This is a genomic window from Sorangium sp. So ce363 (assembly GCF_051520435.1).
Taxonomy (GTDB): Bacteria; Myxococcota_A; Polyangia; order Polyangiales; family Polyangiaceae; genus Sorangium; species Sorangium cellulosum_B.
The window spans coordinates 685,324-709,948 of sequence record NZ_CP150333.1 but is presented as its reverse complement, the minus strand read 5'-3'; the positions used below and the strand labels follow the sequence as shown (position 1 = coordinate 709,948).

20 protein-coding genes are annotated in these 24,625 nt (G+C 70.7%); 3 read left to right on the top strand and 17 right to left on the bottom strand.

Annotation, left to right across the window (positions count from 1 at the left end; all coding sequences use genetic code 11):
* Window positions 1–175 precede the first annotated feature (175 nt).
* From WMF12_RS02700 to WMF12_RS02690, 3 genes are read right to left on the bottom strand one after another with little or no spacing between them, the layout of a single operon-like run.
* Entirely contained in the window at window positions 176–745 is a 570-nt protein-coding gene (locus WMF12_RS02700; RefSeq protein WP_437863022.1) for a manganese efflux pump MntP, read from the bottom strand.
* A complete protein-coding gene (dmeF, locus tag WMF12_RS02695) occupies window positions 742–1,761 on the bottom strand; it encodes a CDF family Co(II)/Ni(II) efflux transporter DmeF (protein WP_437863000.1) in 1,020 nt (339 codons plus the stop codon). Before dmeF ends, WMF12_RS02700 begins: the two co-directional genes overlap by 4 nt.
* Before the next feature lie 11 nt (window positions 1,762–1,772).
* A complete protein-coding gene (locus tag WMF12_RS02690; RefSeq protein ID WP_437297622.1) occupies window positions 1,773–2,045 on the bottom strand; it encodes a metal/formaldehyde-sensitive transcriptional repressor in 273 nt (90 codons plus the stop codon).
* Between the two features lie 348 nt (window positions 2,046–2,393).
* On the opposite strand from WMF12_RS02690, the gene WMF12_RS02685 reads away from it, so the two are divergent.
* The 3 genes from WMF12_RS02685 to WMF12_RS02675 all read left to right on the top strand — a co-directional run bounded on the left by WMF12_RS02685 (window position 2,394) and on the right by WMF12_RS02675 (window position 7,159).
* A complete protein-coding gene (locus tag WMF12_RS02685; RefSeq protein WP_437862978.1) occupies window positions 2,394–3,575 on the top strand; it encodes a hypothetical protein in 1,182 nt (393 codons plus the stop codon).
* Window positions 3,576–3,689: 114 nt separating this feature from the next.
* A complete protein-coding gene (locus WMF12_RS02680) occupies window positions 3,690–6,068 on the top strand; it encodes a DEAD/DEAH box helicase (protein ID WP_437862969.1) in 2,379 nt (792 codons plus the stop codon).
* On the top strand, window positions 6,065–7,159 hold the full coding sequence (locus tag WMF12_RS02675; protein ID WP_437862958.1) for a hypothetical protein: 1,095 nt from the start codon (window positions 6,065–6,067) through the stop codon (window positions 7,157–7,159). Before WMF12_RS02680 ends, WMF12_RS02675 begins: the two co-directional genes overlap by 4 nt.
* A 121-nt stretch (window positions 7,160–7,280) precedes the next feature.
* On the opposite strand, the gene WMF12_RS02670 is transcribed toward WMF12_RS02675, so the two are convergent.
* From WMF12_RS02670 to WMF12_RS02605, 14 genes are all read right to left on the bottom strand, one after another.
* Window positions 7,281–7,604, bottom strand: coding sequence for a hypothetical protein (locus tag WMF12_RS02670; protein WP_437862952.1), 324 nt, complete (start codon window positions 7,602–7,604; stop codon window positions 7,281–7,283).
* A gap of 98 nt (window positions 7,605–7,702) precedes the next feature.
* The gene (locus WMF12_RS02665) at window positions 7,703–8,533 is read right to left on the bottom strand and encodes a hypothetical protein (protein ID WP_437862946.1); all 831 of its coding nucleotides are present in this window, start codon (window positions 8,531–8,533) and stop codon (window positions 7,703–7,705) included.
* Window positions 8,534–8,612: 79 nt separating this feature from the next.
* Window positions 8,613–9,395, bottom strand: a complete 783-nt coding sequence (locus WMF12_RS02660) for a hypothetical protein (RefSeq protein ID WP_437862941.1) — start codon at window positions 9,393–9,395, stop codon at window positions 8,613–8,615.
* A 638-nt stretch (window positions 9,396–10,033) separates the two neighbouring features.
* Entirely contained in the window at window positions 10,034–13,435 is a 3,402-nt protein-coding gene (locus tag WMF12_RS02655; RefSeq protein ID WP_437862933.1) for a GAF domain-containing protein, read from the bottom strand.
* 104 nt (window positions 13,436–13,539) lie between these two features.
* Window positions 13,540–14,385, bottom strand: a complete 846-nt coding sequence (locus WMF12_RS02650) for a lysophospholipid acyltransferase family protein (RefSeq protein WP_437862917.1) — start codon at window positions 14,383–14,385, stop codon at window positions 13,540–13,542.
* A 141-nt stretch (window positions 14,386–14,526) separates the two neighbouring features.
* Entirely contained in the window at window positions 14,527–15,984 is a 1,458-nt protein-coding gene (gatB, locus tag WMF12_RS02645) for an Asp-tRNA(Asn)/Glu-tRNA(Gln) amidotransferase subunit GatB (RefSeq protein WP_437862904.1), read from the bottom strand.
* Window positions 15,985–16,091: 107 nt separating this feature from the next.
* Window positions 16,092–16,766 carry a NuoI/complex I 23 kDa subunit family protein gene (locus WMF12_RS02640; protein WP_437862893.1) on the bottom strand — a complete coding sequence of 225 codons (675 nt, stop codon included), beginning with the start codon at window positions 16,764–16,766 and terminating at the stop codon, window positions 16,092–16,094.
* Window positions 16,767–16,777: 11 nt separating this feature from the next.
* Window positions 16,778–18,544 carry a complex I subunit 1/NuoH family protein gene (locus tag WMF12_RS02635; protein WP_437862873.1) on the bottom strand — a complete coding sequence of 589 codons (1,767 nt, stop codon included), beginning with the start codon at window positions 18,542–18,544 and terminating at the stop codon, window positions 16,778–16,780.
* Complete coding sequence (locus WMF12_RS02630; protein WP_437862860.1) at window positions 18,541–20,211, bottom strand: 2Fe-2S iron-sulfur cluster-binding protein; 1,671 nt, start codon at window positions 20,209–20,211, stop codon at window positions 18,541–18,543. Before WMF12_RS02630 ends, WMF12_RS02635 begins: the two co-directional genes overlap by 4 nt.
* Window positions 20,212–20,290: 79 nt before the next feature.
* Window positions 20,291–21,505 carry an NADH-quinone oxidoreductase subunit D gene (locus tag WMF12_RS02625; protein WP_437862856.1) on the bottom strand — a complete coding sequence of 405 codons (1,215 nt, stop codon included), beginning with the start codon at window positions 21,503–21,505 and terminating at the stop codon, window positions 20,291–20,293.
* A gap of 3 nt (window positions 21,506–21,508) precedes the next feature.
* Window positions 21,509–22,162, bottom strand: a complete 654-nt coding sequence (locus WMF12_RS02620) for an NADH-quinone oxidoreductase subunit C (RefSeq protein ID WP_437862847.1) — start codon at window positions 22,160–22,162, stop codon at window positions 21,509–21,511.
* On the bottom strand, window positions 22,159–22,704 hold the full coding sequence (locus WMF12_RS02615) for an NADH-quinone oxidoreductase subunit B (RefSeq protein ID WP_437301525.1): 546 nt from the start codon (window positions 22,702–22,704) through the stop codon (window positions 22,159–22,161). The genes WMF12_RS02620 and WMF12_RS02615 overlap by 4 nt, the downstream gene beginning before the upstream one ends.
* A 26-nt stretch (window positions 22,705–22,730) precedes the next feature.
* On the bottom strand, window positions 22,731–23,087 hold the full coding sequence (locus WMF12_RS02610; RefSeq protein WP_437862831.1) for an NADH-quinone oxidoreductase subunit A: 357 nt from the start codon (window positions 23,085–23,087) through the stop codon (window positions 22,731–22,733).
* 246 nt (window positions 23,088–23,333) lie between these two features.
* On the bottom strand, window positions 23,334–24,455 hold the full coding sequence (locus tag WMF12_RS02605) for a hypothetical protein (RefSeq protein WP_437744022.1): 1,122 nt from the start codon (window positions 24,453–24,455) through the stop codon (window positions 23,334–23,336).
* Window positions 24,456–24,625: the final 170 nt, after the last annotated feature.

Genomic DNA, 24,625 nt, shown 5'->3' with positions numbered 1-24,625 from the left:
AGCGAGCGCGCGGCCCGGCCCGGCGGCTGGGGCGCGCCGCGCACCGACGCGGCGGCCAGCGCGCGGTCGCGCTCGCCGATCGCGCTGTCGATCTGAGCGAGCGCTGCGGCGCAACTCGAACTCGCCTCGGCCCTGCGCACCCGGAAGCCGGCGGGCGCGGTCCGCGGGGACATGCCTACGACGTCACAAGGTGTTCGAGGAGAATCTTGAACCCGAGTCCGATGAGAACGACCCCCCCAGCGAGGTCGAGACGCTTGCCGAGCATCGCCCCGAACCGCCGTCCCGCGAAGAGCCCCGCTGCGCTGAGCAGCGCCGTGACGACGCCAATCGTCACGACGGAGATCGCGAACGGGGCGTTCAGCATCGGCAGCGTGATGCCCACGGCGAGGGCGTCGATGCTCGTGGCGATCGCCAACACGAGCATCGAGCTCAACGCGAAGGGATCGACCGTGGTCTCGCCCTCGCCACCGTCGTCGCCGCGGGCTTCCCAGAGCATCTTTCCGCCGATGAACGCGAGCAGCACGAACGCGATCCAGTGGTCCCACGCTTGCACGCGCGGACCGATCCGCTCTCCGAGCAGCCAGCCGATGACGGGCATCAGGGCCTGAGCGCCGCCGAAGAACCCGGCGACGAGCAGGACATGGCGCGCCCCAATCGCCGGGACAGACAGCCCTCGTGCCGCCGCGACAGCGGTCGCGTCCATCGCGAGCCCGAGCGCGAGGAGCAAGATCGCGCTGAAACTCACGAGCCCCTCCGCGCGTCACCGGCAGAGAGCGGGTGAACCTCGACCGTGACGTGCTGGAGGCTAGCGATGGGGACGAGCGCGTCACGGTAGGCGGAAGGCGCCAGGGGGCTCGGTACCGCGACCGAAACGATGCAGGCGCGCGCGCCGGGACCGATGTCCCACAGGTGGAGATCGACGACGCTCGCTCCTGCGAAGGTAGACTCGATGCGATCGCGGATGCGCTGAGCAAGGGACTCGGAAGGGACGACGTCGAGCAGCTGCCTGGCCGCCTGTCGGCAGAGTCCGTAGCTCCACTTCGCGATGACGAGCCCGCCGACGATGCCCATCGCGGCGTCGAGGAACGTCCAGCCAAGGTAGCGCCCGCCGAGGAGGGCGAGGATCGCGAGCACGCTGGTCAGCGCGTCCGCGAGGACGTGGAAGTACGCCGCACGCAAATTGTGATCGTGCCCGTGGTGGTCGTGGCCATGGGCGTGCTCGTCGTCGGGATCGTCATGGCCATGGTCGTGGTGATCGTGGTCGGGATGGTCGTCGTGCGCCTCGTGATGGTGCTCGTCCGCGTGGAGGAGCCGCACGCTGACGAGGTTGACCGCGAGACCAACGACGGCGACGGGAAGCGCCTCGGAGAAGGCGATCGACTCGGGATGGAGGAAGCGGCGCAGCGACTCGACGACCATGAGGAGCGCGATGAGCGCGAGCACGACCGCGCTCGTGTACCCGGCGAGGGCGTGCACCTTGCCCGTGCCGAAGGAGAACGCGCTCGACCCGGACTGCTTGCGCGCGAACCAGTACGCGAAGGCCGCCATGCCGAGCGCGCCCGCATGCGTGGCCATGTGCCAACCGTCGGCGGTGAGCGCGAGCGATTTCGTCGCGTAGCCGACCACGAGCTCCGCCACCATCATGGCGAAGGTCAGCGCAACGACCCACCGGGTCCTGGCTTCGTGCGAAGACGCGGCAGCGCCGTGATCGTGGGCGTGTCGAAACTGGGCGAGCCGATCGGATCCCGTGGAGTCGCTCATCGTTGCTTCCTTCACTTCACATACGCGCGGACGATCTGGACCAGCTCCTCCGCGGCCTCCCGCTGAGGTGCCGTTGCACGCTCCCCGTCGATGACGTGCGTACGGATGTGACCCTCGATGAGCTCGCCCACGAGGCCGTTCAGCGCGCCACGCGCCGAGGTCACCGTTTGCAGGACCTCCGAGCAACCGGCCTCGCCCTCGAGGGCCCGCTCCACCGCTTCGAGCTGCCCGCGGATCCGCCGGACGCGCGCGATGAGCTTCTTCTTGTTCTCGACCGTGTGCACGAATATAGCATAGGGGGGTATACTATATGGGTCAAGCGCCGCGCGCTGGCTCCTCTCGGAGGCCGACGACGGTGGCTCGGTCAGGCGCGGATTCGCTGCCACCCCTCGGGCAGGTGATGCTTCGGGGCAAATCCGGGCCAGTGGCCCCCATGATTCTGCCGAGCACATCGCACACATTACCACATTTCACCAGCATCCACACGCGGCAATGCCGCACGCTTTCGTCCATTTCAACCAAGCGTCCGGGCGCGCGCGAGCGGAAGATGGATGCTTCGAGCAGCGAGCGCCGCTCGAAGCACCACGGTGAACATCGTGGTGTTCACCCCGTTCCCATGGAGGGAAGCGCCTATGCTGGGATGGTTGGGATTTCTCGCGGGCAGCGCCTTCGGCGCGTACGACATCACCTCGGTCGAGGTCACGCGACCGCATCCATCGCTCGAGAGGGTGGTCTACGAAGTGGAGGCCGGGGACAGCCCCCTCGATCGATTCTCGATCATCCACGTGAGCAAGCGCGGGGCCGGCCGCGGCTGCGGCGAGCCCGTGATCCTCTTCAGCCCATTCACATTCCCGGGCGAATTCTACGAGATCAGCGAGACCGGGAGGTACGCGAAGTCCGCGGCCGGCGAGCTCGCCATGGCCGGTCACGACGTCTGGCTCGTCGACCAGCGGAGGACCGAGCTCCCGCCCGGCGCGTGCGAGTCCGGCGCCGCCGATTGCAGCGTGATGGCCGACTGGGGCTTCGACACCCTCTCGAACGACGGGCTCTTCGCGCTCGCCCTCGTGCGCTCGCAGAACCCCGGCGCGCGGCCCGTCATCGGAGGATTCTCCGCGGGCGCCAACACGGCCATGGCGCTCGTCAATCACGCGCCCCGCGCCTTCTCGGGCGTGTTTCTCTACGAGGGCACCTTCTACACCGAGGATCCGGAGATCGCCGCGCACAACGACGCGATCTGCAGCAACCTCGAGGGGGCGCTCGCCGCGGGCTCGACCTACGATCCCAGCATCGCCGTCCTCGGGCTCGCGTTGCGCGGCGCCGCCGCGGATCCTCAGGGCGCGTTTCCTCTGCCCATCTTCCCCCCGGGCACGACCAACCAGCTCGCCATGCTGCTCGTCTTCGGCGCCCCGCCCCCTCCGGGCGCGCTCGCCCCGACTCCCTCGTTCGTCCGCGCCGTCGCCGATTTCGAGACCCAGAGCCTCGTCTATAGCGATGAGGCCCGGCTCGAGCTCGTAGGCCCCCTCTTCGACAATTACGGCTCCCTCGCCGCCGTCCGCGATCTCGCGTGCGGGCTCTCGGGGCGCGACGCGAGCCACTTCTCGAACCTCTCCGCCTTCCGCGGCGACGTGCTCATCTACGTCGAGGGCACCGGCTTCGGCCCCGCCATGTTCGACACCGCAGGCCTCTTCGATCGCGCCGCGTCCGTGACCATCGATCACAACCCCGAGCTCGGCGAAGCGGACGTGTACTTCAACGTCCACTGGAAACGGACCTTCCTAGACCCCTTCACGCGCTGGCTTCGCCAGAAGATCTAGGACGCATTCCGATCAGGGGCGTCAAATTTCCAAAAATAATCGACCTATTTCCGCCGTTCTCGCGCCCATGGCACCTCGACATCCCGGAGCCAGAGGGATACACGCGGCCGAGGCATGCAGGTCTCGACGACGCCCATCACGTCGATCTCCGCGAGCGACGTGAGCTGGCTGCTCGCCACGGAAGCGGGCAGCCGGCTGCTCTCCGGCGCTGATCTCTTCACCTTGGCGTTCGCGCTCTCGGGCCGGTCGCACCAGGAGCCGCTGACGCTCGACGAGGCGCGTGACCTGCTCCTCGCGCACGGCCTCCCACAGGCGCTCGCGGGCAGCGCGCTCATCGAGCGGATGCGCGAATCGACGAGCGCGGATCCGGCGTTCCTTGTCTACAACGCGAGCACGTTCTGCATCGACCGCAACGTCGGTATCCCGCGCCGGCTGGGCCAGCTCGTCTTTCGCCACGACGTCCAGCGACTCCTCCTGGCTCATCGCGCGGAGCAGCCGTCGCCCCCGGAGCGCCCTGTCACCCGCGCTCGGGCTCGCTCACCCGCGCGGGCTCGGCGGACCGAAGCGCCCGCCGCGCCGCCACGAAGTCCCCCCGCCACCCCGACGACCCCGGAACGCCCGCCGCGCGCCCGCGCTGCCGGCCCGCGCGGCACGCCCGCCGCCTCCCGGCCGCCCGCCGCCTCCCGGCCGCCCGCCACCTCCGGCGCGGCGGAGCCGGCGCCACCGCCCGAGCCGGCTCCTCTGCCGGCTCCGCCGCCCAGGAAGCCGGCGCCGCTCCTGATGTCCGGCCTCGACCGATCCGAGCTGCTCCAGCGGCTCGCGGGCCCGCCCTCCTCGCTCGCGGCGGTGAGCCACGCGCTGCGCGCCCACCTGCTCGCCTCGGCCGAGCAGTTCGAGGAGCTGCTCGCGCTCGCCGCGCTCACCGGCGTCGAGCCGCACCGCTACCAGATCGAGACCGCGCGCCGCGTCCTCCGCGTGTTCCGCGGGCGCGCGCTGCTCGCGGACGAGGTCGGTCTCGGCAAGACGGTCGAGGCGCTGACGATCCTGCGCGAGTACCAGCTCCGCGGGATGGTCCGGCGGGCGCTCGTGCTCGTCCCTCCTGCGCTCGTCGGCCAGTGGACGGGCGAGCTCGCGGAGAAGGCCGGGATCGCCGCGCGCACGACCGACGACGCCGCGCGCACGGCGGACCCCGAGGCCTTCTGGCGCGATGAGGGCGTGGTCGTCGCGTCGCTCGCCCTCGCGAGGAGCGCGAAGCACGCGCCGCTCGTCCAGGCCGCCTCGTGGGACCTCGTGATCGTCGACGAGGCCCATCACGTCAAGAGCCGCACGACCGCCGGCTTCAAGCTGGTCGACGGCCTGCACAGCCGGTTCCTCCTGATGCTCACGGCGACGCCGATCGAGACCGATCTCGAGGAGCTCTACAACCTCGTGACGCTGCTCAAGCCCGGGCAGTTCGCGACCCCGGCGGCCTTCCGCGCGCAGTTCGTCGACCCGAAGGACCCGCTGTCGCCGAAGAACCGGGAGCGGCTGCGCGCCCTGCTCGCCGAGGTGATGGTGCGCAACACCCGCGCCGACAGCGGCCTCGCGCTGCCGCCCCGCTATGTGAGCACGGCGCTGGTCGATCCGCTCCTGGAGGAGCGCGAGCTCTACGAGCGCGTCCTCGCCCTCGTGCGCGCGCACGGGGCCGACGCCGGCTCCCGGATGCTGGCCTCGACGCTCCTGCTCGGCGCCGGCTCGAGCCCCGCCGCAGTTCGCGGGAGCCTCGAGCGCATGAGCGCGAGCGAGCGGCGCGTCCCCGGGCTGCGCGCCGCGCTCGCCGCGCTCGCGAAGCTCGCGGCCTCGGTCCGCGCGTCCCGGAAGGGCGGCGCCCTCGTCGATCTCGTGCGCGCTCACGACGAGCAAGTCCTCGTCTTCACCCGGTTCCGCGACACGCTTTCGTACATCGAGGCCGTGCTCCGCGAGGCCGGCGTCGAGCCCGTGGCGTTCCACGGCGGCCTCTCCGCCGCGGACAAGCGCGCGGCGCTCTCGGCGTTCCGTGACGGCCGCGCGCGCGTGCTCGTCTCCACCGACGCCGGCGGCGAGGGGCACAACCTCCACCACTGCCATGTCCTCGTGAACTTCGATCTTCCCTACAACCCCATGCTCATCGAGCAGCGGATCGGGCGGCTGCACCGGATGGGCCAGCGAGAGGAGGTGCGCGTCTACAACCTCTGCGCGCGGGGCACCGCCGAGGAGCGTGTCCTCGATCTGCTCGACCGCCGCCTGCACCTGTTCGAGCTGGTCGTGGGCGAGATGGATATGGTCCTTGGCAACATGGCGGACGAGCGCGATCTGGAGGAGCGGATTGTCTCCCTCTACGCGACATCGCTCTCAGAGGAGGAGATCGCGAGCGGCTTCGACGCCATTGCCGAGGAGCTCGCCGCGGCGCGCGGGCGTTACGAGCAGGTGAAGCGCCTCGACGCCAAGCTCTTTGGAAAGGACTACGAGGCGTGACCGCGGCGCTGGGGATGCTCTCGCCCACGGAGGGCGCGCTGCCCTCTCCGCTCGATTTCGTGGTCGAGGCGCTCGCGGAGGCCGGAGCGCTCGCAGAGCGGGAGGACGCGCGGGCGGTAGCGCTCCTGCCGGCGCGGCTCGCGGCCGAGATCGAGGTCCCGGAGGAGTGCGCCCTCGCGCTCTACCCCGATCGGGACGGGGACGTCGCGTGTGGCCTTGGCTCCACGCTGCTCGAGCGGCTCATCGCGAGGGCGCGCGGGCGGCCGGTGTCCACCTCGGTGCGGCTCGCCTCGGATCCGCCGCGGCCTGCCCACGTGCGGGCCGCCGCGGACCGCTTCGTGCTGCGCAACGGGCTCTGCGAGCCCGGTCAGGTCTCCACGGGCGCGGCGGTCTACGTCGCGGCCATCGTCGCTTATGGGGTCGAGGCCGACGACCGGCGCGAGGGGCTCGTTCGGGTCGTGGTGAACGCGCACGACGGCGGCGAGCCGGACGCTGCGGTGGGCGCGCACCTGGATCTGGCCTGGCCGAGCGCGCTCGTGCAGCCGAGCGCCGTGCCCCTCTCAACGGACGATCGCGCGGCGGACTGGATCGCGCTCCGCGCCGAGCGGGCGGTGCGGGCTGCGGTGCAGCCGCTGCTTGGCGAGGTCGAGCGCAGGCACGCGCGGGATCACGATCGTATCGTGTCGTATTTCGCGGACCTGATCGCCGAGGCCCGGGCGCCGCGGCGGCGCGCGGATCCGAAGGCCGTCGAGGCCAAGGTCGCGCACCTCATCGCCGAGCGGAACGCGAAGCTCGAGGCCTTGCCCGCGCGGTTCGCGGCGAAGGTGACGTGCTCGGTCGCGGCGCTGGTGAGCGCCGAGGTCCCGGCGGCGCTCGTCAACATGCGTCTCCGGCGGCGCAAGGAGTCGCGGGACATCGTTTTGCGGCTCCCGGCGGGCGCCTCGAGCCTGGACAGGCTCACGTGCGAGGCGTGCGGCGCCGCGACGGCGCGGCCGGCGGCCTGCGACGATCGGATGCACCTGCTCTGCGAGGCGTGCGCGCCGAACGCGCAGGGCCGCATCGCGTGCCCGGCGTGCGCGAAGCGGCGCTGAGGACCTGTCCAGCCGCCGCCGCCAAACCGCTCCACGCTCCGCGGTTTCCTTTTCCGCCTCCGATCCCAGGTGGCCCTGGCGATGGCGCCCTTTTCGCTTCGGTCCCCTGGTGATTCCCGGACTAGCCAGCGGGCGCGTCGAGCACGGGGAACTCCTTCACGGAGCGGCCGCCCGCCTGCTCGACCGTCAATTCGCTCTCCACGTAGAGGACCTGGAGCCTGCTCGGCCCAAGGTTCTGGACGAAGACGACGTTGCCGTTGGGCTGGTAGGTGTCGGTGTGGCCCGTCTGGATGACGACGTCGGTCCAGGCGCCGACGTTGAGAATGGTGATGTTGTAGGTGGTCGCGCCGCCTCCGGGGTTGCCGGTGTTGTAGACGTGCATCGTCCCGGGGATGGGGCCGAGCTTGTAGATGACCTGATTGGGCGGGATATTGACGACGGCCATGGTTGTCTCCTGTCTTGTAACAAGGCACGACGAACAGGTCGTGCCGGTGCAACACGCGATGGCAATGAATAGCAACGTCAATGCCAGGACATCGTCCTTCAGGGGCTCCGGACGACGAGCAGGGGGAGGATGTCCGCGCCGGCCGACACGGCCATGGCCCAGGGCTCGGAGCCCCAGCTCCACCCCGCATTGATCTCGAACGCGAGCCGGCGGACGCTCTCTTGGCCCAGCTCCACGAGCACGCCTGGTCCTGGCGACGTGGTGGCCGGGTCGCCGGGGCGGAGGCTCGACGCCGCGAAGACGAGGAGCACCGTCTCCATGGGATAGAAGACCTGGCGGGTCTTGCCATAGAGCGGAAAGGAGGCGATGGGCGCGGCGGTCTCGCCGAGGCGCTGCGCGAGGCCACAGGTGAACGGCGTCGACGTGTCGTTCTGTATCGAAATGGCGTTCGCCGGTCCCCCGAGGAGCACGACGCCGGTGCCCGTCGGCTCCTGCACGTACAGCACCTGTCCGGGCTCGATGTCGTACGAGGCCGAGGCGTCCACCCGGGCCGACGGCAGCAGCGTGCGGGTCGCGGTGTAGGCCCGATAGAGCGCCGCCCACGACAGGGTCGTGGTGAGGGAGTAGGTCCTCGATTGGAACCACACGAGCGGCACGCCGGCGGCGTCCTCTGCGCCCACCGCTTTGAAGGCGTACAGCGAAATCTCGGAGGCGGCGAGCGCGCTCGCCGTCTCGGCGCTCATGGAGACGATCAGCCGTCTCTCGGTCGGCGCTGAGGAGGAAATGGGCGGAGCGGCTTCGTCGACGCGCGCGGCCTTCGATGTCGCCGCGCCTGGCCGCTCGTCGGGCGTCCTGAGACCCGTGCCGCACGTGAGGGACAGCAACGACGCGGCGACGAGCGCGGCCTGTCCACGAAGAGGTCGTCGCATGAGGCCTCCTTGCCGCGTCGCGCTCGTCGCCCGACCGCGGAGGGTGAACCGGCAGCCGGTCCGCCCCGCGGGCGCCACGTCAGGCCTGGATCAAGCCGCCATTGCTGCGGGAGGCGTGGCGCGCCTCCGGCGCCGGTGCGTGGGCGCTTTGCGCCGCCAGGATCCTTCGGTTCAGGCTGGCGGACGACTGGAGCAGGAGCGGCGCGAGGTTGGTGCCCGCGGGGACGAGCTGAACGTTCGGGTTGCCGCTGGAATTCCAGCCTGCGTTGATGTCGAAGCTCAACGAGACCTCGGGCTCGCTGGTGAGGTTGATCAGGGCGGCCTGGCTGAACGCCTGGAAGATGACCGTCCCCGTGTTCACCGCCGTCGTGGCGAACTCCAGCAAGACGAGCTGGATTGGCGCGAAGACATCGAGCATGTTGCCGTAAAGCGGGAAAGCGCAGAGAGGCGTCGCCACCGCGCTGCCGCTCACCGACTGCACCTGCGAGATGCCGCAGACCATCTGCGTCGTGGTCTGGTTCGCGATCGAGATCGCGTTCTGCGTTCCACCGGTCACGACGGTGCCCGTGCCCGCCGGGCTCGTGACCTGGAGGATGTCGCCGAGGTTCATGTCGTAGGACGCGCTCGCCTTGATCTTGCCGCCGGGGATGATGGCGCTCTGCGAGGTGTACCCCTGATACTGCTCCTCCCACGAGATGGTGGTATCCAGGGAGAAGTTCTTGGTCTGGAACCACACGAGCGGCGCGCCGCCCTGGATGCTCGTCTGCACCCCCTTGAATCCATACAGATAAAATCCGCCCGACTCCAGGGCGTTGAAGGTGTTCTGGTCCATAGCAATGTCGATCGAATAGGGCGTGGCCATGGCGATGCTCTCCTCTCCGAGAAATCCTTGTGCATTCGCCTGGAGCCGCCGGCGCCGCGCATCGACGCAGGTCATGGGATCCGAGCGATGCTGCGTCCAGAATTGCAACAAGAATGCCAATCGAAAACGTGGCATCACGGACGCGCGACCGGGAGAGAGGGCAACAACTTGCCCGGCGGCCCCTCCCCTGACGGCAACCCTTTGCCCAGGGCAACAACTTGCCCTCGCCCCCGAGACAACCATTGACGGCGGACGTGAGGAGGGCGACGTCGGCGCTTGAATGAACGCAGCCGACCGCTCGCTCCCCGAGCGGCTCGGCCCCTACCGAATCAAGCTCGCCCTCGGCCAGGGGGCATGGGCGTCAGGGCCGTGAGCGCCGGGGTGGGGGTGTGCGCGGCAGCGCGCGGGGGGCGCGCTGGAGCACCGAACGAGGTGCCATAAGGTCCCAGCAGGCTCCACGTCCCAGGCGCGCCTTGTGTGGCGCGCAACGGAACGTCTCAGAGGGCAAGGCCCGAAGTGAGACATGCCGGGCGGTGTTTCATGCGCAAGCTCTCCCGCCCCTGTCTTGGCGGATGGCCAGCGCCCCCCGCGCGCTGCCGCGCACACCCCCACCCCGGCGCGTGCCCCCGGATCCCCCGTCAGTCCTCCCGGGACCAAGGCATCAGCCCGGTCGCCAGGCACTTCACCGCCGCCGCCAGCTCGATCGGCTCGATCGGCTTGGGCACGTGCATCTGGTACCCGGCCGCGAGCGCCCGCACCCGGTCCTCGGTCCGCGCGTACGGCGTCAGCGCCAGCGCCGGCGTGCGCCCCACCTTGCGCGGCAGGAGATCCCGCACCCGCCGGATCAGCGAGTAGCCGTCCTCCCCCGGCATCCCGATGTCGACGACGAGCAGCGCCGGCTCCGACGTCTCCAGCAGCTTCAGCGCCTCGTTGCTCGACGTCGCCGTGCTGACCTCGGCCCCGCAGCGCCGCAGCACCGCCGAGAGCATCGCCAGCGTGTCGGGATCGTCGTCCGCGATGAGCACCCGCACCCCGGTGAGCCGCGGGAACGGGTTGCGCGGGTCGGGCGCGATGCCCGCGTTCGTGAGCGCCGTCGCGGTCGCGCCTGTCGAGAGCGGCAGTTGCACCGTGCACGTCGTCCCGCGCCCCGGGCCGGCGCTCGTCACGCGCACCATGCCGCCGTGCAGCCCGACGATGTGCCGCACGATCGACAGCCCCAGCCCGAGCCCCCCGTGCCGGCGCGCGCCGCTGTTGTCCTCCTGCCGGAAGCGCTCGAAGACGTGCGGGAGCGAGTCCGCCGAGATGCCCTCGCCGTCGTCGATCACCTTGACCTCGGCGAAGCGCTCGTCCTGCGAGAGCTGCACCTGCACGAGCCCCCCAGGGCGCGCGAACTTCACCGCGTTCGAGAGCAGGTGCCACACGACCTGCTGCAGCCGCGCAGGGTCGCCCTCGACGAACACGCCCTCCGGATCGAGCCTCGTCTCGATCGCCACGCCCTTGCCCGCGGCCGACGGGAGGATCGACTCGACCGCCGTCTGCACCGGCAACGTCAGCTCCACCGCGAGCCGCTCGATCTTCAGCGTGCCCGTCACCACCTGCGACGCGTCGAGCAGCTCGTCGATCAGCGTCACCTGGTGCTCGGCGTTGCGCTCGACCGCCGACAGCGCCCGCGTCTCCGCGACCCGATCGAGCGAGCCCGCCTGCATCATCCTCGCCCAGCCGAGGATCGCGTTGAGCGGCGTCCGCAGCTCGTGCGACACCGTCCCGAGGAACTCGTCCTTCAGGCGGTTCGCGTCCTGCACCTCGCGGTACAGGCGCGCGTTGTCGAGCGCGAGCGCGGCCCGGTGCGCCACCTCCTCCGCGAAGGCGACGTCGGACCGCTCGAAGAACCGGCCCGACTCCGACGACACGAGCGAGATCGCGCCGAGGATCCGCCCGCGCGCCCGGAGCGCCACCACGAGGTACGAGAGCGGCGCGAGCGTCCGGTTGGCCGTGGCCTCCTCGCTCGTCATCGCCTCGTGCAGCAGCACGTCCCCGCGGACGTCCGCGTAGAGCTCCGACCGGCCCGTGCGCAGCACGCGCGCCACCGGGCCCGGCTCGCCGTCGACCCGGCTCGGGTGGAAGTACCGGAGCAGCGGCTCCTTCAGCGGGCTCACGTGCGCGGCCGCGACGTGGCGCAGGCCGAGGCCGTCGTCGATGTCGACCAGGCAGAAATCGGCGAGCACCGGCAGGACGAGCCGCGCGAGCGACTGGAGCGTGGCCGTGAAGTCCAGCGACGCGGCGAGCGCCGTGCTGAGCTCGGCCAGGAACGCGAACCGCCGCGCCGCCTCCTCGGCCTCGGCCCGCGCCGCCTGCACCCGGATCAGCCGGGCGCGCTCCTCCTCGGCCCGCTTGCGATCGGTGATGTCGCGGTGGATGCCGACGAGGAACAGCGGGCGACCCTCCTGGTCGTGTACCGCGTACGCCGTGATCTCGATCGGCACCTCGGAGCCGTCGCGCCGCACGCACGGGACCTCGCCGACGAAGGTGCGCGCGTCCTCGATCTGCTGGAGGATCCGGGCCGTGCTCTCCTCGCGGACGTCGTCGCGGTGGAGGAGCGCCATGCTCTTGCCGACGATCTCCTCGGACAGGTAGCCGAAGATCGACTCGGCCTCGCCCATCCAGTACCGGATGTTGCCCTCGACGTCCGTGACGAGGATGGCCTCGGGCATCTGCTTCAGCACCTCGTGCGAGAGGTGCATGGCCTCCTCCGTCTGCAGCGCGGAGAGGCGCGCCCGCTCGAGCGCCTGCGCGCTCTGCTGGACCAGCGCGAGCATGAACGCCCGGTCGTCCTCGGTGAACGACTGCGGCGCCGAGAAGCCGAACCCCACGGCGCCGAGCACGCGCCCCTCGAGGAAGAGCGGGATCGCGGCGTACGCGCGCTCGCCGGTCGCGACGCAGCACGACGCGAAGCCCGGCTCGAACTCGCCGAAGCGCTCCTCCGACTCGAGGAAGATCGGCTGGCGCTCCCGGACCGCGCGCGCCAGCGGCAGCTCCGCGCCGAGGTCGAAGCTCTTGAAGCGCGCGATCTGCGCCTCGAGGTAGCCCGTCGAGCGCACCGTCTCGAGCTCACCGCCGAGCCCGGCGCGCAGCGCCACCACGCCGGTCATCGCCCCGGCGGCCGCGACGACGTCGCTCGCGAGCACGCGGAGCACCGCGGGCGGCGTGATCGCGTCGGACAGCGCGGCCGTCACCGCGAAGAGCCACGCGGCCCGGTCCGCGCTCCGCTCCGCGGCGTGGCGCGCCTCCTCCGCCTTCCGGTAGAGGTAGGCGTTGTCGAGCGCCAGCGCCACGCGGTGCGCGAGCTCGGCCGCGAGCACGAGATCGTCCGCGGAGTAGATGCGGTTCGACTCCGAGACGCCGAACGACAGCACGCCGAGCTTGCGGCCGCGCGCGATGAGCGGCACCGCCATCGCCGACCGCGTGCCGAGCTGCTCCAGCGCGGCGGCGCGCTCGGCGGCCTCGTCGCTCTTGTCGCGATCGAGCTCGTGCAAGAGCTCGGACTCGCCGCTGTGCAGCACCTTGGCGATGCCGAGGCGCTCCTCGGCGTCGGGCGAGATCGCGCGCAGGAGCCCCTCGCGCTCGGGGTTCACGTGCTTCGCGGCGACGCGGCAGAACCGCCGCCGCGTCGCGCCCGCCTGGCCCGCGCGATCGGAGCCCGCCGGGTCGGAGTCCGCGGCGGCGCGATGGCGCCGGGCCGCGTAGATGCCCGCCACGGGCGCCGGGTCGATCCCGTCCGGCCCGGCCACGAACGTGGGACCGCCGTCCGACGGCGGCGGCGGCGGCACGGAGCCGACCAGGCCCATGGCGTCCGCGGCGCCACGCTCGATGAGATCGACCGTGCACCAGTCCGCCAGGTAGGGCACCGACAGACGCGCGAGCCGCTCGAGGATCGTATGAGGGTCAAGCGATCCGGTGAGCTGCTCGCTCGCGTCCGCCAGGAACATCAGCTCATTATGGATCGCCCCTCCGCGGGGCGGCTTCAGGACCTGCCATGCCATGGCGGTCTCGCTAGGGTTGCCTTCACGCTCCATGGGGTCGCCGGCGGCCCGCATCGTAGCGAGGGCCGATCGCAGAAGCCAGCGGCGCAGGAGAGAGCGCGGCGCTAACCGTCGGCGGCGAGCCGCGCGCGGGCGCGGTGGACGAGCGCCTGGACGGCGCGGTGCGATTCGTCGCGCACCTCGCCGACGTCCTGGCCTACCGTGGCGATGGGCGCGCCGACCTCGAGCGCTACCGGGATACGTCGCGCACGGCTCACCCGGGCCATGTGCGCCGTGAACGACTCGTCGACGTAGGAGGACTCGGCGCCGCCGTACACGAGCCCCACAGGGACGATCTCCGCGCCAACGCGGCATGCCGCGGTGAAGCCGCCCGCGCGGAACGGCCGCACCTCATCTCCGGAGAACGTGGTCCCTTCGGGGTAGACCATCACACCACGGCCGCCCTTGAGCGCGGAGCACATCGCCTGGACGACCGCAGAGCCGCTGCGCTTGCTGGAACGGTCCACGAAGAGCGTTCCGACGCGGCGCGCCGCCATGCCGATGACCGGCCATCCAGCGAGGTCGGCCCGGCTCACGACCGTGGCCTCGAAGAAGGCGAGCGTGATCATGATGTCGAGCGCAGAGCGGTGGTTCATCACGAACAGCCGGCCGAGCCCAGCGGCGTCGCGTCCAGGGCAGTATCCGGCGCCCGCCGGATCGGCCGCGCCGTCGGCGCGCCCCGCCGCGAGCTCACCCTGGAAGAGGCCGCCCGCGCGCACGTCGAGTCCGTAGAGCTTCAGGAGCGCGCGCCCATACCGGCGCATCCATGTGTGGAGGACCACTTCGCGGTCGGCCGCGGGCGAGATCGCGGTGTCGACCTCGAGCAGGCCGTACATGCCGAAGGTGAGGCCGACGAAGCCGGCCGTGCGGAGAGGGAAGCGGAGGGCGTCGAGGGGGCGAGCGCTGAGCATGCGTCGGATGTCCTTCCCGCTCGGGGCGATCGTAGAGCCAGGGCTTCAGCGAGGCGGAGGCGCCGGGCGCGCCCCGGCTCGCGCGGCGAGAGCGCCGGCCGGCGGCACCCTATTTCACGCTTGCGCTCGGAGAAAGCCCCGTCACCCGCCCGTGGCGGGAGCTCCCTCGAGCAGTCGCTTCAGCACGTCGTTCACGACGGCCGGGTTCGCGCTGCCCCCCGTCTTCTTCATGATCTGGCCGACGAAGAAGCCGAACAGCGCGGTCTTGCCGCCGCGGTACGCCGCCGCCTGCTTCTCGTTCGCGGCGATGACCGACGCGGCGACCGCCTCGATCGCGGCCGCGTCGCTCATCACGGCCATGCCCTTGTCGCGGACGATGTCGCCGGGCGCCCGGTCCGTGCCGGCCATCTCCATGTAGACCTCCTTGGCCTGCTTGCCGCTGATCGCGCCCTCGTCTACGAGACGGAGCAGCGCGGCCACCTGGCCGGGGGCGACCGGGAACGCCGCGGAGAGCCCCGTCGTCCGGGTGTCGCGCAGCACCTCGCCCTGGACGAAGTTCGCGACCTTCACGGCGTCGCCGTGGAGGCGCGCGGCCTCCTCGAAGAACGCCGCGATCTGCGGGTGGCCGGTCAGGACCGACGCCGCGTACGGGGTGAGGCCGAGCGACTCGGTGAAGCGGCGCCGCTTGTCGACCGGCGGCTCCGGGAGCGCGCCGCGCACGTCGGCGAGGAACGCCTCGTCCACGACGAGCGGCGGCAGATCCGGCTCGGGGAAGTAGCGGTAGCCGGACTCGTTCTCCTTGTCGCGGAGGAGGTACGTCTCCTTCTTCTCGGCGTTGTACCCGCGGGTCTGCTGCCGGACGCGGCCGCCCTGCTCGATGAGCGCGATCTGCCGCCGGATCTCGAGGTCGATCGCCTCGGCGACGAAGCGGAACGAGTTGATGTTCTTGAGCTCCGTCCGCGTGCCGAGCTTCGTCTCCCCCACCTTGCGGACCGAGACGTTGGCGTCGCAGCGGAAGCTGCCCTGCTCGAGGTTGCCGTCGTTCACGCCGATGAACATGAGGATCTCGCGCAGCCGCTTCAGGTACTCGGCCGCCTCCGCGCCCGAGCGGAGGTCGGGCTCACCGACGATCTCGATGAGCGGCGTGCCGGCGCGGTTGAGATCGACGACCGACAGGCCGCCGATGCCGTGGACGTTCTTGCCGGCGTCCTCCTCCATGTGGACGCGCGTGATCCCCGCCCGCATCTTGCCCGCCTCGGTCTCGATCTCGAGCTGGCCGCGCAGCGCGAGCGGCCGATCGAACTGGCTGATCTGGAAGCCCTTCGGCAGGTCGGGGTAGAAGTAGTTCTTCCTCGCGAAGACGCTGCTCTCCTGGACGGCGCAGCCGAGCGCGAGCGCCGCGCTCACCGCCATCCGGACCGCCTCGCGGTTCAGGACCGGGAGCGCCCCCGGGAGGCCGAGGCAGACCGGGCACGTGTGCGTGTTCGGCGGGTCGCCGAAGCTGGTCGCGCAGCCACAGAACGCCTTGGTCCGGGTGAGGAGTTGCGCGTGGACCTCGAGCCCGATGACCGCCTCGAAGGAGCCGTACGTCGTCGCCATGACCCGCCCTTCTAGCAGAACCTCAGCCGGACGAGAGGCGAGATGCCTGGGCTCCGCCGCGCGCCAGGCGGCGCAACGGCACGGCCTACCGGGGGAGGAAGACCGGCTCAGTGCTCCGCGTGGTCGCGCGAGAGGCCAGGGTGCGTCGGGTCGCCCGGCTCGTGGCGCTTGTTCGCCGTCAGCCGCGAGCCCGACCGATCGGAGAGGCTCATGAGGAGATCGCGCCGGTAGATGAACTGCTCGCGCGAGTCGTAGGGCACCGCGTGGAGGCCGGTGTCCATCCGGATGGCGTCGACGGGGCACGCCTCGACGCAGAACCCGCAGAAGACGCAGCGGAGCTCGTCGATGACGAAGCTGCTCGGGTACCGCTCGTAGCCTTTCCGCCGATCGCCGTCGGGGTACTCGGCCGGCTCGATCGCGATGCACTGCGCCGGGCACGCCGTCGAGCAGCAGAGACACGCGACGCAGCGGGGCGAGTTGTCCTCGCGCAGCGTGAGCCGGTGGATGCCCCGGAAGCGCTCCGGGTAGGGGCGCTTCTCCTCGGGGTAGCTGATCGTCGTGACGCCCGGCTCGAGCGCGTGCAGCACCGGGTCGGGCTTCTGGCCGAGCACCATCTCCTTCGTGTTCTTGAAGAAGTGCTTCATCGTGATCCCCAGGCCCTTGACCATCTCGGGGATGTAGGCCTGGACGTCAGCGCTCCGGACCGGGCGCGGAATGGGCTTGCCGGCGACCGGCCTTCCGGCCGGCTTCGTCCACGTGGTGCTGGGGGTAGCTCTCGCCATGAGATCCTCCTCTACGCCTGCTGCGGCGACGCCTTGGTGCCCCCCGCCGCGGCCGTGAACCGGGAAGAGGTGGAGTTGACGGTGCGCTGGCGCTCGACCGGCTCGAGCAGGCCGGCGATCAGCGCCACGACCGCCGCGAACCCGCCCAGGGCGACGACCGCGTGGGTGACGTCGGCCGCGACCTGGAGACCGCCGACGAGCCCCGCGGGCGCCGAGTCGACGGCCAGCACGACGATGCCCGTGACCATCATGTTGACGATCGTGAGCGGCAGGAGCTTCGTCCACCCGAGCCGCATCACCTGGTCGTAACGGAAGCGCGGCAGCGTCCAGCGGAAGAAGACCTGCACCCACGCCATGAGGATCGTCTTGCCGAAGAACGCCAGCACGTAGGTCAGGCTCACGGCGAAGTGGGTCATCTTGTACTGGAAGAGCGTCGCGTCGCCGAAGGCGATGTTGATGCCGTCGCGGTCCAGGAACGGCAGGTGGTAGCCACCGAAGAAGAGCGTGACGAGGAGCGCGCTCGACGTGATGAGCTCCACGTACTCGCCCGTCATGAACATGCCGAACTTCATCCCGGAGTACTCGACGAAGTAGCCGGCGACGATCTCGCTCTCGCCCTCGGGCTGATCGAACGGGATGCGCTTCGTCTCGGCCGCGAGGGCCGCGAGGAACAGGACGAACGCGAGCGGCTGGACGAAGATCCCCCACGTGTGCTCGGCCTGCCACTGCACCATGTCGCCGAGCCGGACGCTGCCGTAGATGATGAAGAGGCCGACGACGCTGAGGCCCATCGCGACCTCGTAGCTGACCATCTGGCTCGCGGCGCGCAGGCCGCCGAGCAGCGAGAACTTGTTGTCGCTCGCCCAGCCGGCGAGCGCGGCGCCGATGATGCCGGTGCCCGCCATCGCGAAGATGTAGAGGATGCCGACGTTGAGGTCCGCGACCTGGAGGTTCACGACGTGGCCGCTGCACGTGAACGCCTGGTCGACCGTCCGCTTGAGCAGCGGGAGGTCCCCGAAGCCGAAGACCCCGTCGCCGTTGTCCTCGAAGCAGAGCTTGTCGCCGAACGGGATGACCGCGAACGTCACGAGCGCCGGGAACATCGCGAGCAGCGGCGCGAGCGAGTGGAGGAGCCGGTCGGCGTTCTTCGGGATGAAGTCCTCCTTCCAGATCATCTTGATCGCGTCGGCCGCGGCGTGGAGCGTGCCGAGGAGCCGCAGCGGGATCTTGCCCTCGGGCACGCGCAGCGCCGCGTAGGCGCCCGTCACGAGCAGCAGCGCGCCGAGCAGCACACACGCGATCCGCGCGACGACGGGCGCCGCCGAGAGCGGGACCGCCTGCGTCAGGAAGAAGACCGCGACGTGGGCCATGACGCCCCCGTAGAAGATGTTGCGCGGCTCGACGCGGGCGAGCGCCTCTTCAGCCGGGTTGATCGGGCCGCCGCTGCGGGCCGACGCGCAGAACACGATCAGCCCGAGCCAGGCCACGGCCACCGCGAACTGCGCGGCGGCCACCATCGTCTCGGCCGCGGCCGGCGCGGACGCCGGGCGCGTCGCCGTGAACACGGACAGCGCCGCGAGCAGCGCCGGGGGGAAGAACACGATGCCCCGCACGACCAGGGACGGCAGGTAGACGACCGCCCGGTTCGGGCCGACGCGGTCCTGCACCATCGCGCCCTGGCGCCGGTCGGCCCAGGTGGCGATCGCCGCCATGTTCAGCAGGAACAGGACGACGATGAGGATCTTGACGATCGCGAGAACGAGCTCGACGCTGGTCATGCCGTGGCCTCCGTCTTCTTCGGCTCGACCCGCGCGCCGTCGGCGGCGGGCGCCGGCGCGGCGTGCGCGGAGGGCGCCGCTGCCCCGCCGAGGGCCGCGCCGGGCGGCATCGCGCGGCGGAGCTCGGCCAGGGTCTTCCACCCGGTCTCGTATCCGAGCACGCGCCCGAGCCGGCCGATGAGCTCCCAGGCCGGGCGCGCGTCGCCGTGCGGGAGCAGCGCCCGCTCGCTCCGCTGCGCCAGGCCCTTGCCGTTCACGTACGTCCCCTCGGCCTCGGCCCAGGAGCACGCCGGCAGGGCGACGCGCGCGGCCTTCGCGAGCGGCCCCTCGTGGGCGGCGATCGTCACCACCCCCTTCAGCCGCGAGAACGCCCGCTGCGCCTCGCCCGCGTCGACCTCGAGGTCCGACCCGAGGGCGACCACGTACGCGTAGTGCCCGGACGCGATCCCCTGGATCAGCTCCGCGACCGGGCGCGGCGGGGTCGCCGCCGCGATCTGCACGGCGCCGCGGGTGTTCGGGTTCTTGTCCTCGCTGATGAGGATGTCGTCACCCTGGCCGAGCGGCTTGCCCGACACGAAGAAGTCGGTCGCGCCGAGGTACGTCGTGGCGAGGTGGTAGAGCGCGAAGTTGTCCTCGTTCGAGTGCTGCGCCGACAGGACGATCGCGACCTTCTGCGGGTCGTCGCCGTGGCCTGCGAGCTGCTCCTTGGCCGCGGCGAGCGCGTCGTCGACGCTCGCGTCGTCGTTGCCGACGAGCGCCGTGAGCAGCCGCCCATCGACCGCGTGCCGGTACGAGAGCATGCCCTCGTCGCACATCCAGTACGTGTTGACCGCCATGTTCTCGCGGGGGCGGTGCCGGTACGGGGTGTTGTTGCGCGGATCGTAGTCGAGGTAGGCGTTGCAGCCCGTCGCGCAGCCCTGGCAGACGGTCCGGGCGCTGCGGAGGAACCAGACGCGCGCCTTGAACCGGAAATCGCGCGACGTGAGCGCGCCGACCGGGCAGACGTGCTCGGTCATGAGCGTGTAGTTGTGGTCGAGCTCGCGCCCCGGCGAGACCGTGATCTCCCCGAGGTTGCCGCGCTCGCGGACGGAGAGCACCGGATCCCGGGCGAGCTCGTTGCAGACGCGGATGCACCGCGTGCAGACGATGCAGCGCTCGGCGTCGTACACGATGGTCGGGCCGAAGGTGACCGCCTTCGGCTTGTGCACCGGCTCCTGCCGCATCCGCTTGCCCTTGCGCTGGTGCTCCAGCCAGTAGTCCTGGAGGCGGCACTCGCCGGCCTGGTCGCAGATCGGGCAGTCGACCGGGTGGTTCAGCAGCAGGAGCTCCTGCACCGCCGAGCGCGCCTCGGACACGTGGTCGCTGTTGTCGGACAGCACCTCCATGCCGTTCGCGCAGGCCATCTGGCAGGCCGGCTGGAGCTTCGGCTTCGCCGCCGGCACGTAGTCCTGCTTCGCCGCGTCCCAGCGGAGGATGTCGAGGCTCATCGCCGGCCGCCCCGGCGGCGGCATCACCTCGACCAGGCACATCCGGCAGTTGGCGGCGACGCTGAGGCCCGGGTGCCAGCAGTAATGGGGGATGTCGATCCCGGCGCGGTGCGCCGCGCGGATGATCGTGTCACCGCTCTCGAAGGGGATCTCCCTTCCGTCGATCTTGATCGTAGGCATCGTGCTCTCGATTCCCGGCGGGGCCGCGGAGGGCCCTTGCTTTCCTAAGTCGATGACGGGAGCGCTCCTCGCGCCGTCGCTAGTGGTCGCACTCCCCGCCGATCATGTTGAGGGAGCCGAAGGTCGGCACGACGTCGGGGATCATCAGCCCGGTGATGAGCTGGGAGAGCCCCTGCGTCGTGGCGAAGCACGGCGGGCGGATGCGCACGCGGTACGGCGTGCCGCTGCCGTCGGACACCAGGTAGAAGCCGAGCTCGCCGTTGCCGGCCTCGGTGTACGAGTAGCACTCGCCCGCGGGCACCTTGATGCCCTCCATGACGATCTTGAAGTGCTGGATGGTCGCCTCGATGGTCGTGTAGACCTCCTCCTTCGGCGGCAGCACGATGCGCGGATCGTCGATGTTGACGGGCCCCTCGTCGGGCATCTGCTCGAGCGCCTGCTCGATGATCCTCCCCGCCTGGCGGATCTCCTCCTGGCGGCACATGAACCGATCGTAGTTGTCGCCCCGCGTGCCGACCGGCACGTCGAAGTCGAAGCGGTCGTAGACCATGTACGGGTTCGCCCGGCGCACGTCGTAGGGCACGCCGGTCGCCCGGAGCACGATGCCGGTCCAGCCGAGCGCGAGCGCGTCCTCCTGCGAGATCTGCCCGACGCCGTCGAGGCGGTCGAGGAAGATGCGGTTCTTGAGGATGAGCTTCTCGGCGTCGTTCACGAGCGCGAGCACGCGCGCGAGGCCCACGCGGACCATCGCCTTGAAGTCGGCCGTGGGCGGCCGCGCCATGCCGCCGACGCGGCCGAAGCTGTGCGTCAGGCGCGCCCCCGTCTCCTCCTCGAAGATCTCCCAGAAGATCTCGCGCGCGCGGCACAGGTAGAGGAACGGCGTGAAGGCGCCGAGCTCCATGCTCATGGCGCCGCTGCAGATCATGTGATCGCAGATGCGCGCCAGCTCGCCGAGGATCACGCGGTAGTACTGGCAGCGCTCGGGGACCGTGACGCCGAGCATCTTCTCGACCGCCAGCGCGAAGCCGACGTTGTTGAGCATCGGCGAGACGTAGTTGAGCCGGTCGACGTACGGGAAGACCTGCGACCACGTGCCGCGCTCGCACATCTTCTCGAAGCCGCGGTGCAGGTAGCCGATCTGCACGTCGGCCTTGTTGATCGTCTCACCGGACAGCTCGAGCACGATGCGCACCGTGCCGTGCATCGCCGGGTGGGACGGCCCCATGTTGAGGAGCATCGGCTCGCTCGGTAGGTCGAGCTCGGCCTCGTCCAGCTCGCGATCCAGGGGTTCCATGGGTCAGCTCCGCTCCTCCAGCGCGCCCGCGCGCTTGCCGTTGCTCACGGCCTCGTCTCCGTCGATCGACGCCCCGGGGCCTCTCCGCGCGAAGTCGTGCGACTGGCGGCCGAAGCTCATGCCCTCGTCGGGGCCGAACGGCGGCAGCTTGCCGGTGTTCGGCACATCCCGGAACGGGATGAGCGGCTGGATGCGGTCGGCCGGATAGTCCTTGCGCAGCGGGTGCCCCTCGAACTCCGGGTACATCAGGATGCGCCGGAGATCCGGGTGCCCCTTGAAGACGATGCCGAGCAGGTCGTAGCACTCGCGCTCGAACCAGTTCGCGCCCTTCCACACCGGGACGATCGAGTCGATCTCGGCGCCGTTGCCCTCCTCGTCGCCGACGCGCGCCTTGATCCGGATGCGGTGGTTGCGCTCGAGCGACCGCAGGTGGCAGACCACCTCGAAGCGGGGCACGTCGCCGCGCCAGAGGTAGTCGACCGCGGTCAGGTCGACGAACATGTTCATCAGGGTCCGCGGGTCGTTGCGGAGGAACAGGGCGGCGTCGCGCCACACGGCGGGATCGAGCACCGCCGTGTCGTCGCCGAACTGCGAGTGCGTCTCCAGGACGGCGCCCGGGAACTGCGCCGTGAGGAGCTCTAGGACCTTCTTGCTCATGGCAGGCTCCGCTCCTTGCGCTGGAGGGTGACGAGGTGCTCCGTCGTCTGCGCCGGGTCCTCGCGCGGCTTGACGATCGCCGGCGTGCGATCGCCGCGCGCGATCTTGTCCTGGAGCAGCATGAGGCCGTCGAGCACCGCCTCGGGGCGCGGCGGACAGCCGGGCACGTAGACGTCGCAGGGGATGACCTTGTCGATGCCGGCGACGGTCGTGTAGTTGTCGTAGAAGCCGCCGCACGAGGCGCACGTGCCGAAGGCGAGCACCCACTTCGGGTCCGCCATCTGCTCGTAGATGCGGCGGAGCGCCGGCGCCTGGCGCTGGCTGATGGTCCCCACCACCCAGAGCAGGTCGGCCTGGCGCGGCGAGAAGCGCGGCACCTCGGCGCCGAACCGCGCCATGTCGAAGCGCGGGCTCGCCATCGCCATGTACTCCATGCCGCAGCACGCCGTCACGAACGGGTACTGGAACAGCGAGTACTTCTTCGCCCAGTTCAGCAGCGCGTCCACGCGCGTGGTCGCGAAGCCGTGCTCGGAGCCCTCCATCACCCGCGTCGAGGGCCCACCGGCCTTCACTTCTCCCATTCCAGAGCTCCCTTCTTCCACACGTACACGAGCGCCACGACGAGCAGCGCGACGAACGAGCTCATCGTCGCGAGGCCCGTCCACCCGAGGGTCCGGAACTGGACCGACCACGGGTAGATGAGCACCGCCTCGATGTCGAACACGACAAAGAGGATCGCCGTCAGGTAGAACTTCACGCTCGGCTTGACGAACCGCCCGCCCGTCGAGTCGCTGCCGCACTCGTACGGGATCATCTTCTCGGGCGTCGGGTTCTTCGGGCCGAGCAGCGACGTCAGCGTGAACATCGCGAGCGCGATGATCGCGGCGACGAGAAACAGCAGGAACAGGGGGATGTAGGTGGCCATCGAGAGAGCACTCCTACGCGTCGACCCCCTGGAGGGGTCGACCATCTCGCCGAGGCGCGCGGCGTCTCGGGGCGAGACCTCGGGGCCCACGGCCCCGAACCATGCAGTCCAAAAAGGTGAGAGCGACGCGGCGATGCTGCCTGAAGCAGCAAAAATCCGAGCGATCCCGGCTTAATCCGCGCCGGATCTAGTCGGCCGCCGCGGGGGTGTCAATGGAGGCGGTCGGCCAACCAGCGGGCCGCAAGTCTAGGAGCGGTTCGCGGCCAGGACCAGCCCTCGCCACGCGGTGAGCGCCGTCCCCAGGCTGGCCTCGATCTCCCGGATCTCCTCCACCATGTCGGCGTCCGCCACGCCCACGCTCCGCGCCTCGCGGACGCAGGCGAGGGCGGCGACGAACTTCTTGCGCTGCACGAACGCCCGCGCGAGCAGCGGCCAGATCTGCTTCGGCGGGGCGCCGAGGTTGGCGGCGCGCCGGAGGGGGCCGATGGCCTCGCCGGCCCGGCCGTCGTCGAGCATGGCCTCGCCCAGCCGGCGGAAGATGTCGCCGGCCGCGGCCCCGTCGTGCGCATACTGGACGGCGAGGCGCATGACCTCCTCGCCCTGGTGCTCCTCGCCGAGCTTGACGCACGCGGTGCCGAGGAGGCCGAGGCCCTTGGCGATCAGGCTGCGGGCGTCCGGCGTGAGCATCTGCCCCTCGGGCGTGCGCAGGAAGATCGCGAGCGGGGCCGGCCAGGTGCCGAGCAGCTGGATCACCTTCGGGAAGTCGCCGCGCTGCGAGGCGACCTCGGCCTCGGCGACCTTCGTGAGATCGATGGCGGAGCGCGCGCCGGCCGAGGCGCGCTCGAGCTCGTCGCGCACGTGCGAGCGGATGCGGGCGCGGAACTCGTTGAGCTCGTGGGTCTCCTCGATGCCGTCGCGCAGGAGGAGGAGGCGCGAGGTCTTCCCCTCGACGGCGAGCTTGCGGAGGCTGTAGCCGTAGAGCGGGGCGAGCAGCAGGTAGCGGACGCCGATGTGGAGCTGGATGCCCTCGAGGTCGGTGTCCCGCTCGGGCGCGGGCGGCGTCGTGTCCTCCGTGAGGAGGGCGCCGACGAGGCGGTGGCGGAAGTCCGCGAGCGTGAGCCGCTGGACGTCGCCGTCGATGTCCTCCTCGCCCGGCGGCGCGATAACGAAGTCGACCAGGGTGTTGTCCGGGTTGCGGCGGTCGACGGTGAGCGCCGTGATGCGGGCGCCCGTAATCATCGAGAAGGCAAAGAACGCCTCGCCCACGATCTCGCAGAGCGCCTGGAAGCTGCCGATGCCGTCGCCTATGCGCTCGAACCAGCCGTCGGTCCGAACGGCATCGAGGGAGAACACGCGTTCCTTTGGCATGGTTCGACCCGGATCACAGGGGCGCGTCCCGGACGACGGGCGCAAGTCCCAAGGGGGCCGAGACTCGCACGGGCGGGCGCCGCTCTCAAGAAAACTCCTAGGGCGTGCGCGTCGACACGTCGCCCGCGTCGCTCACCGACGAGAGCGCTGGCCGCCTTCCATGGCTCCCT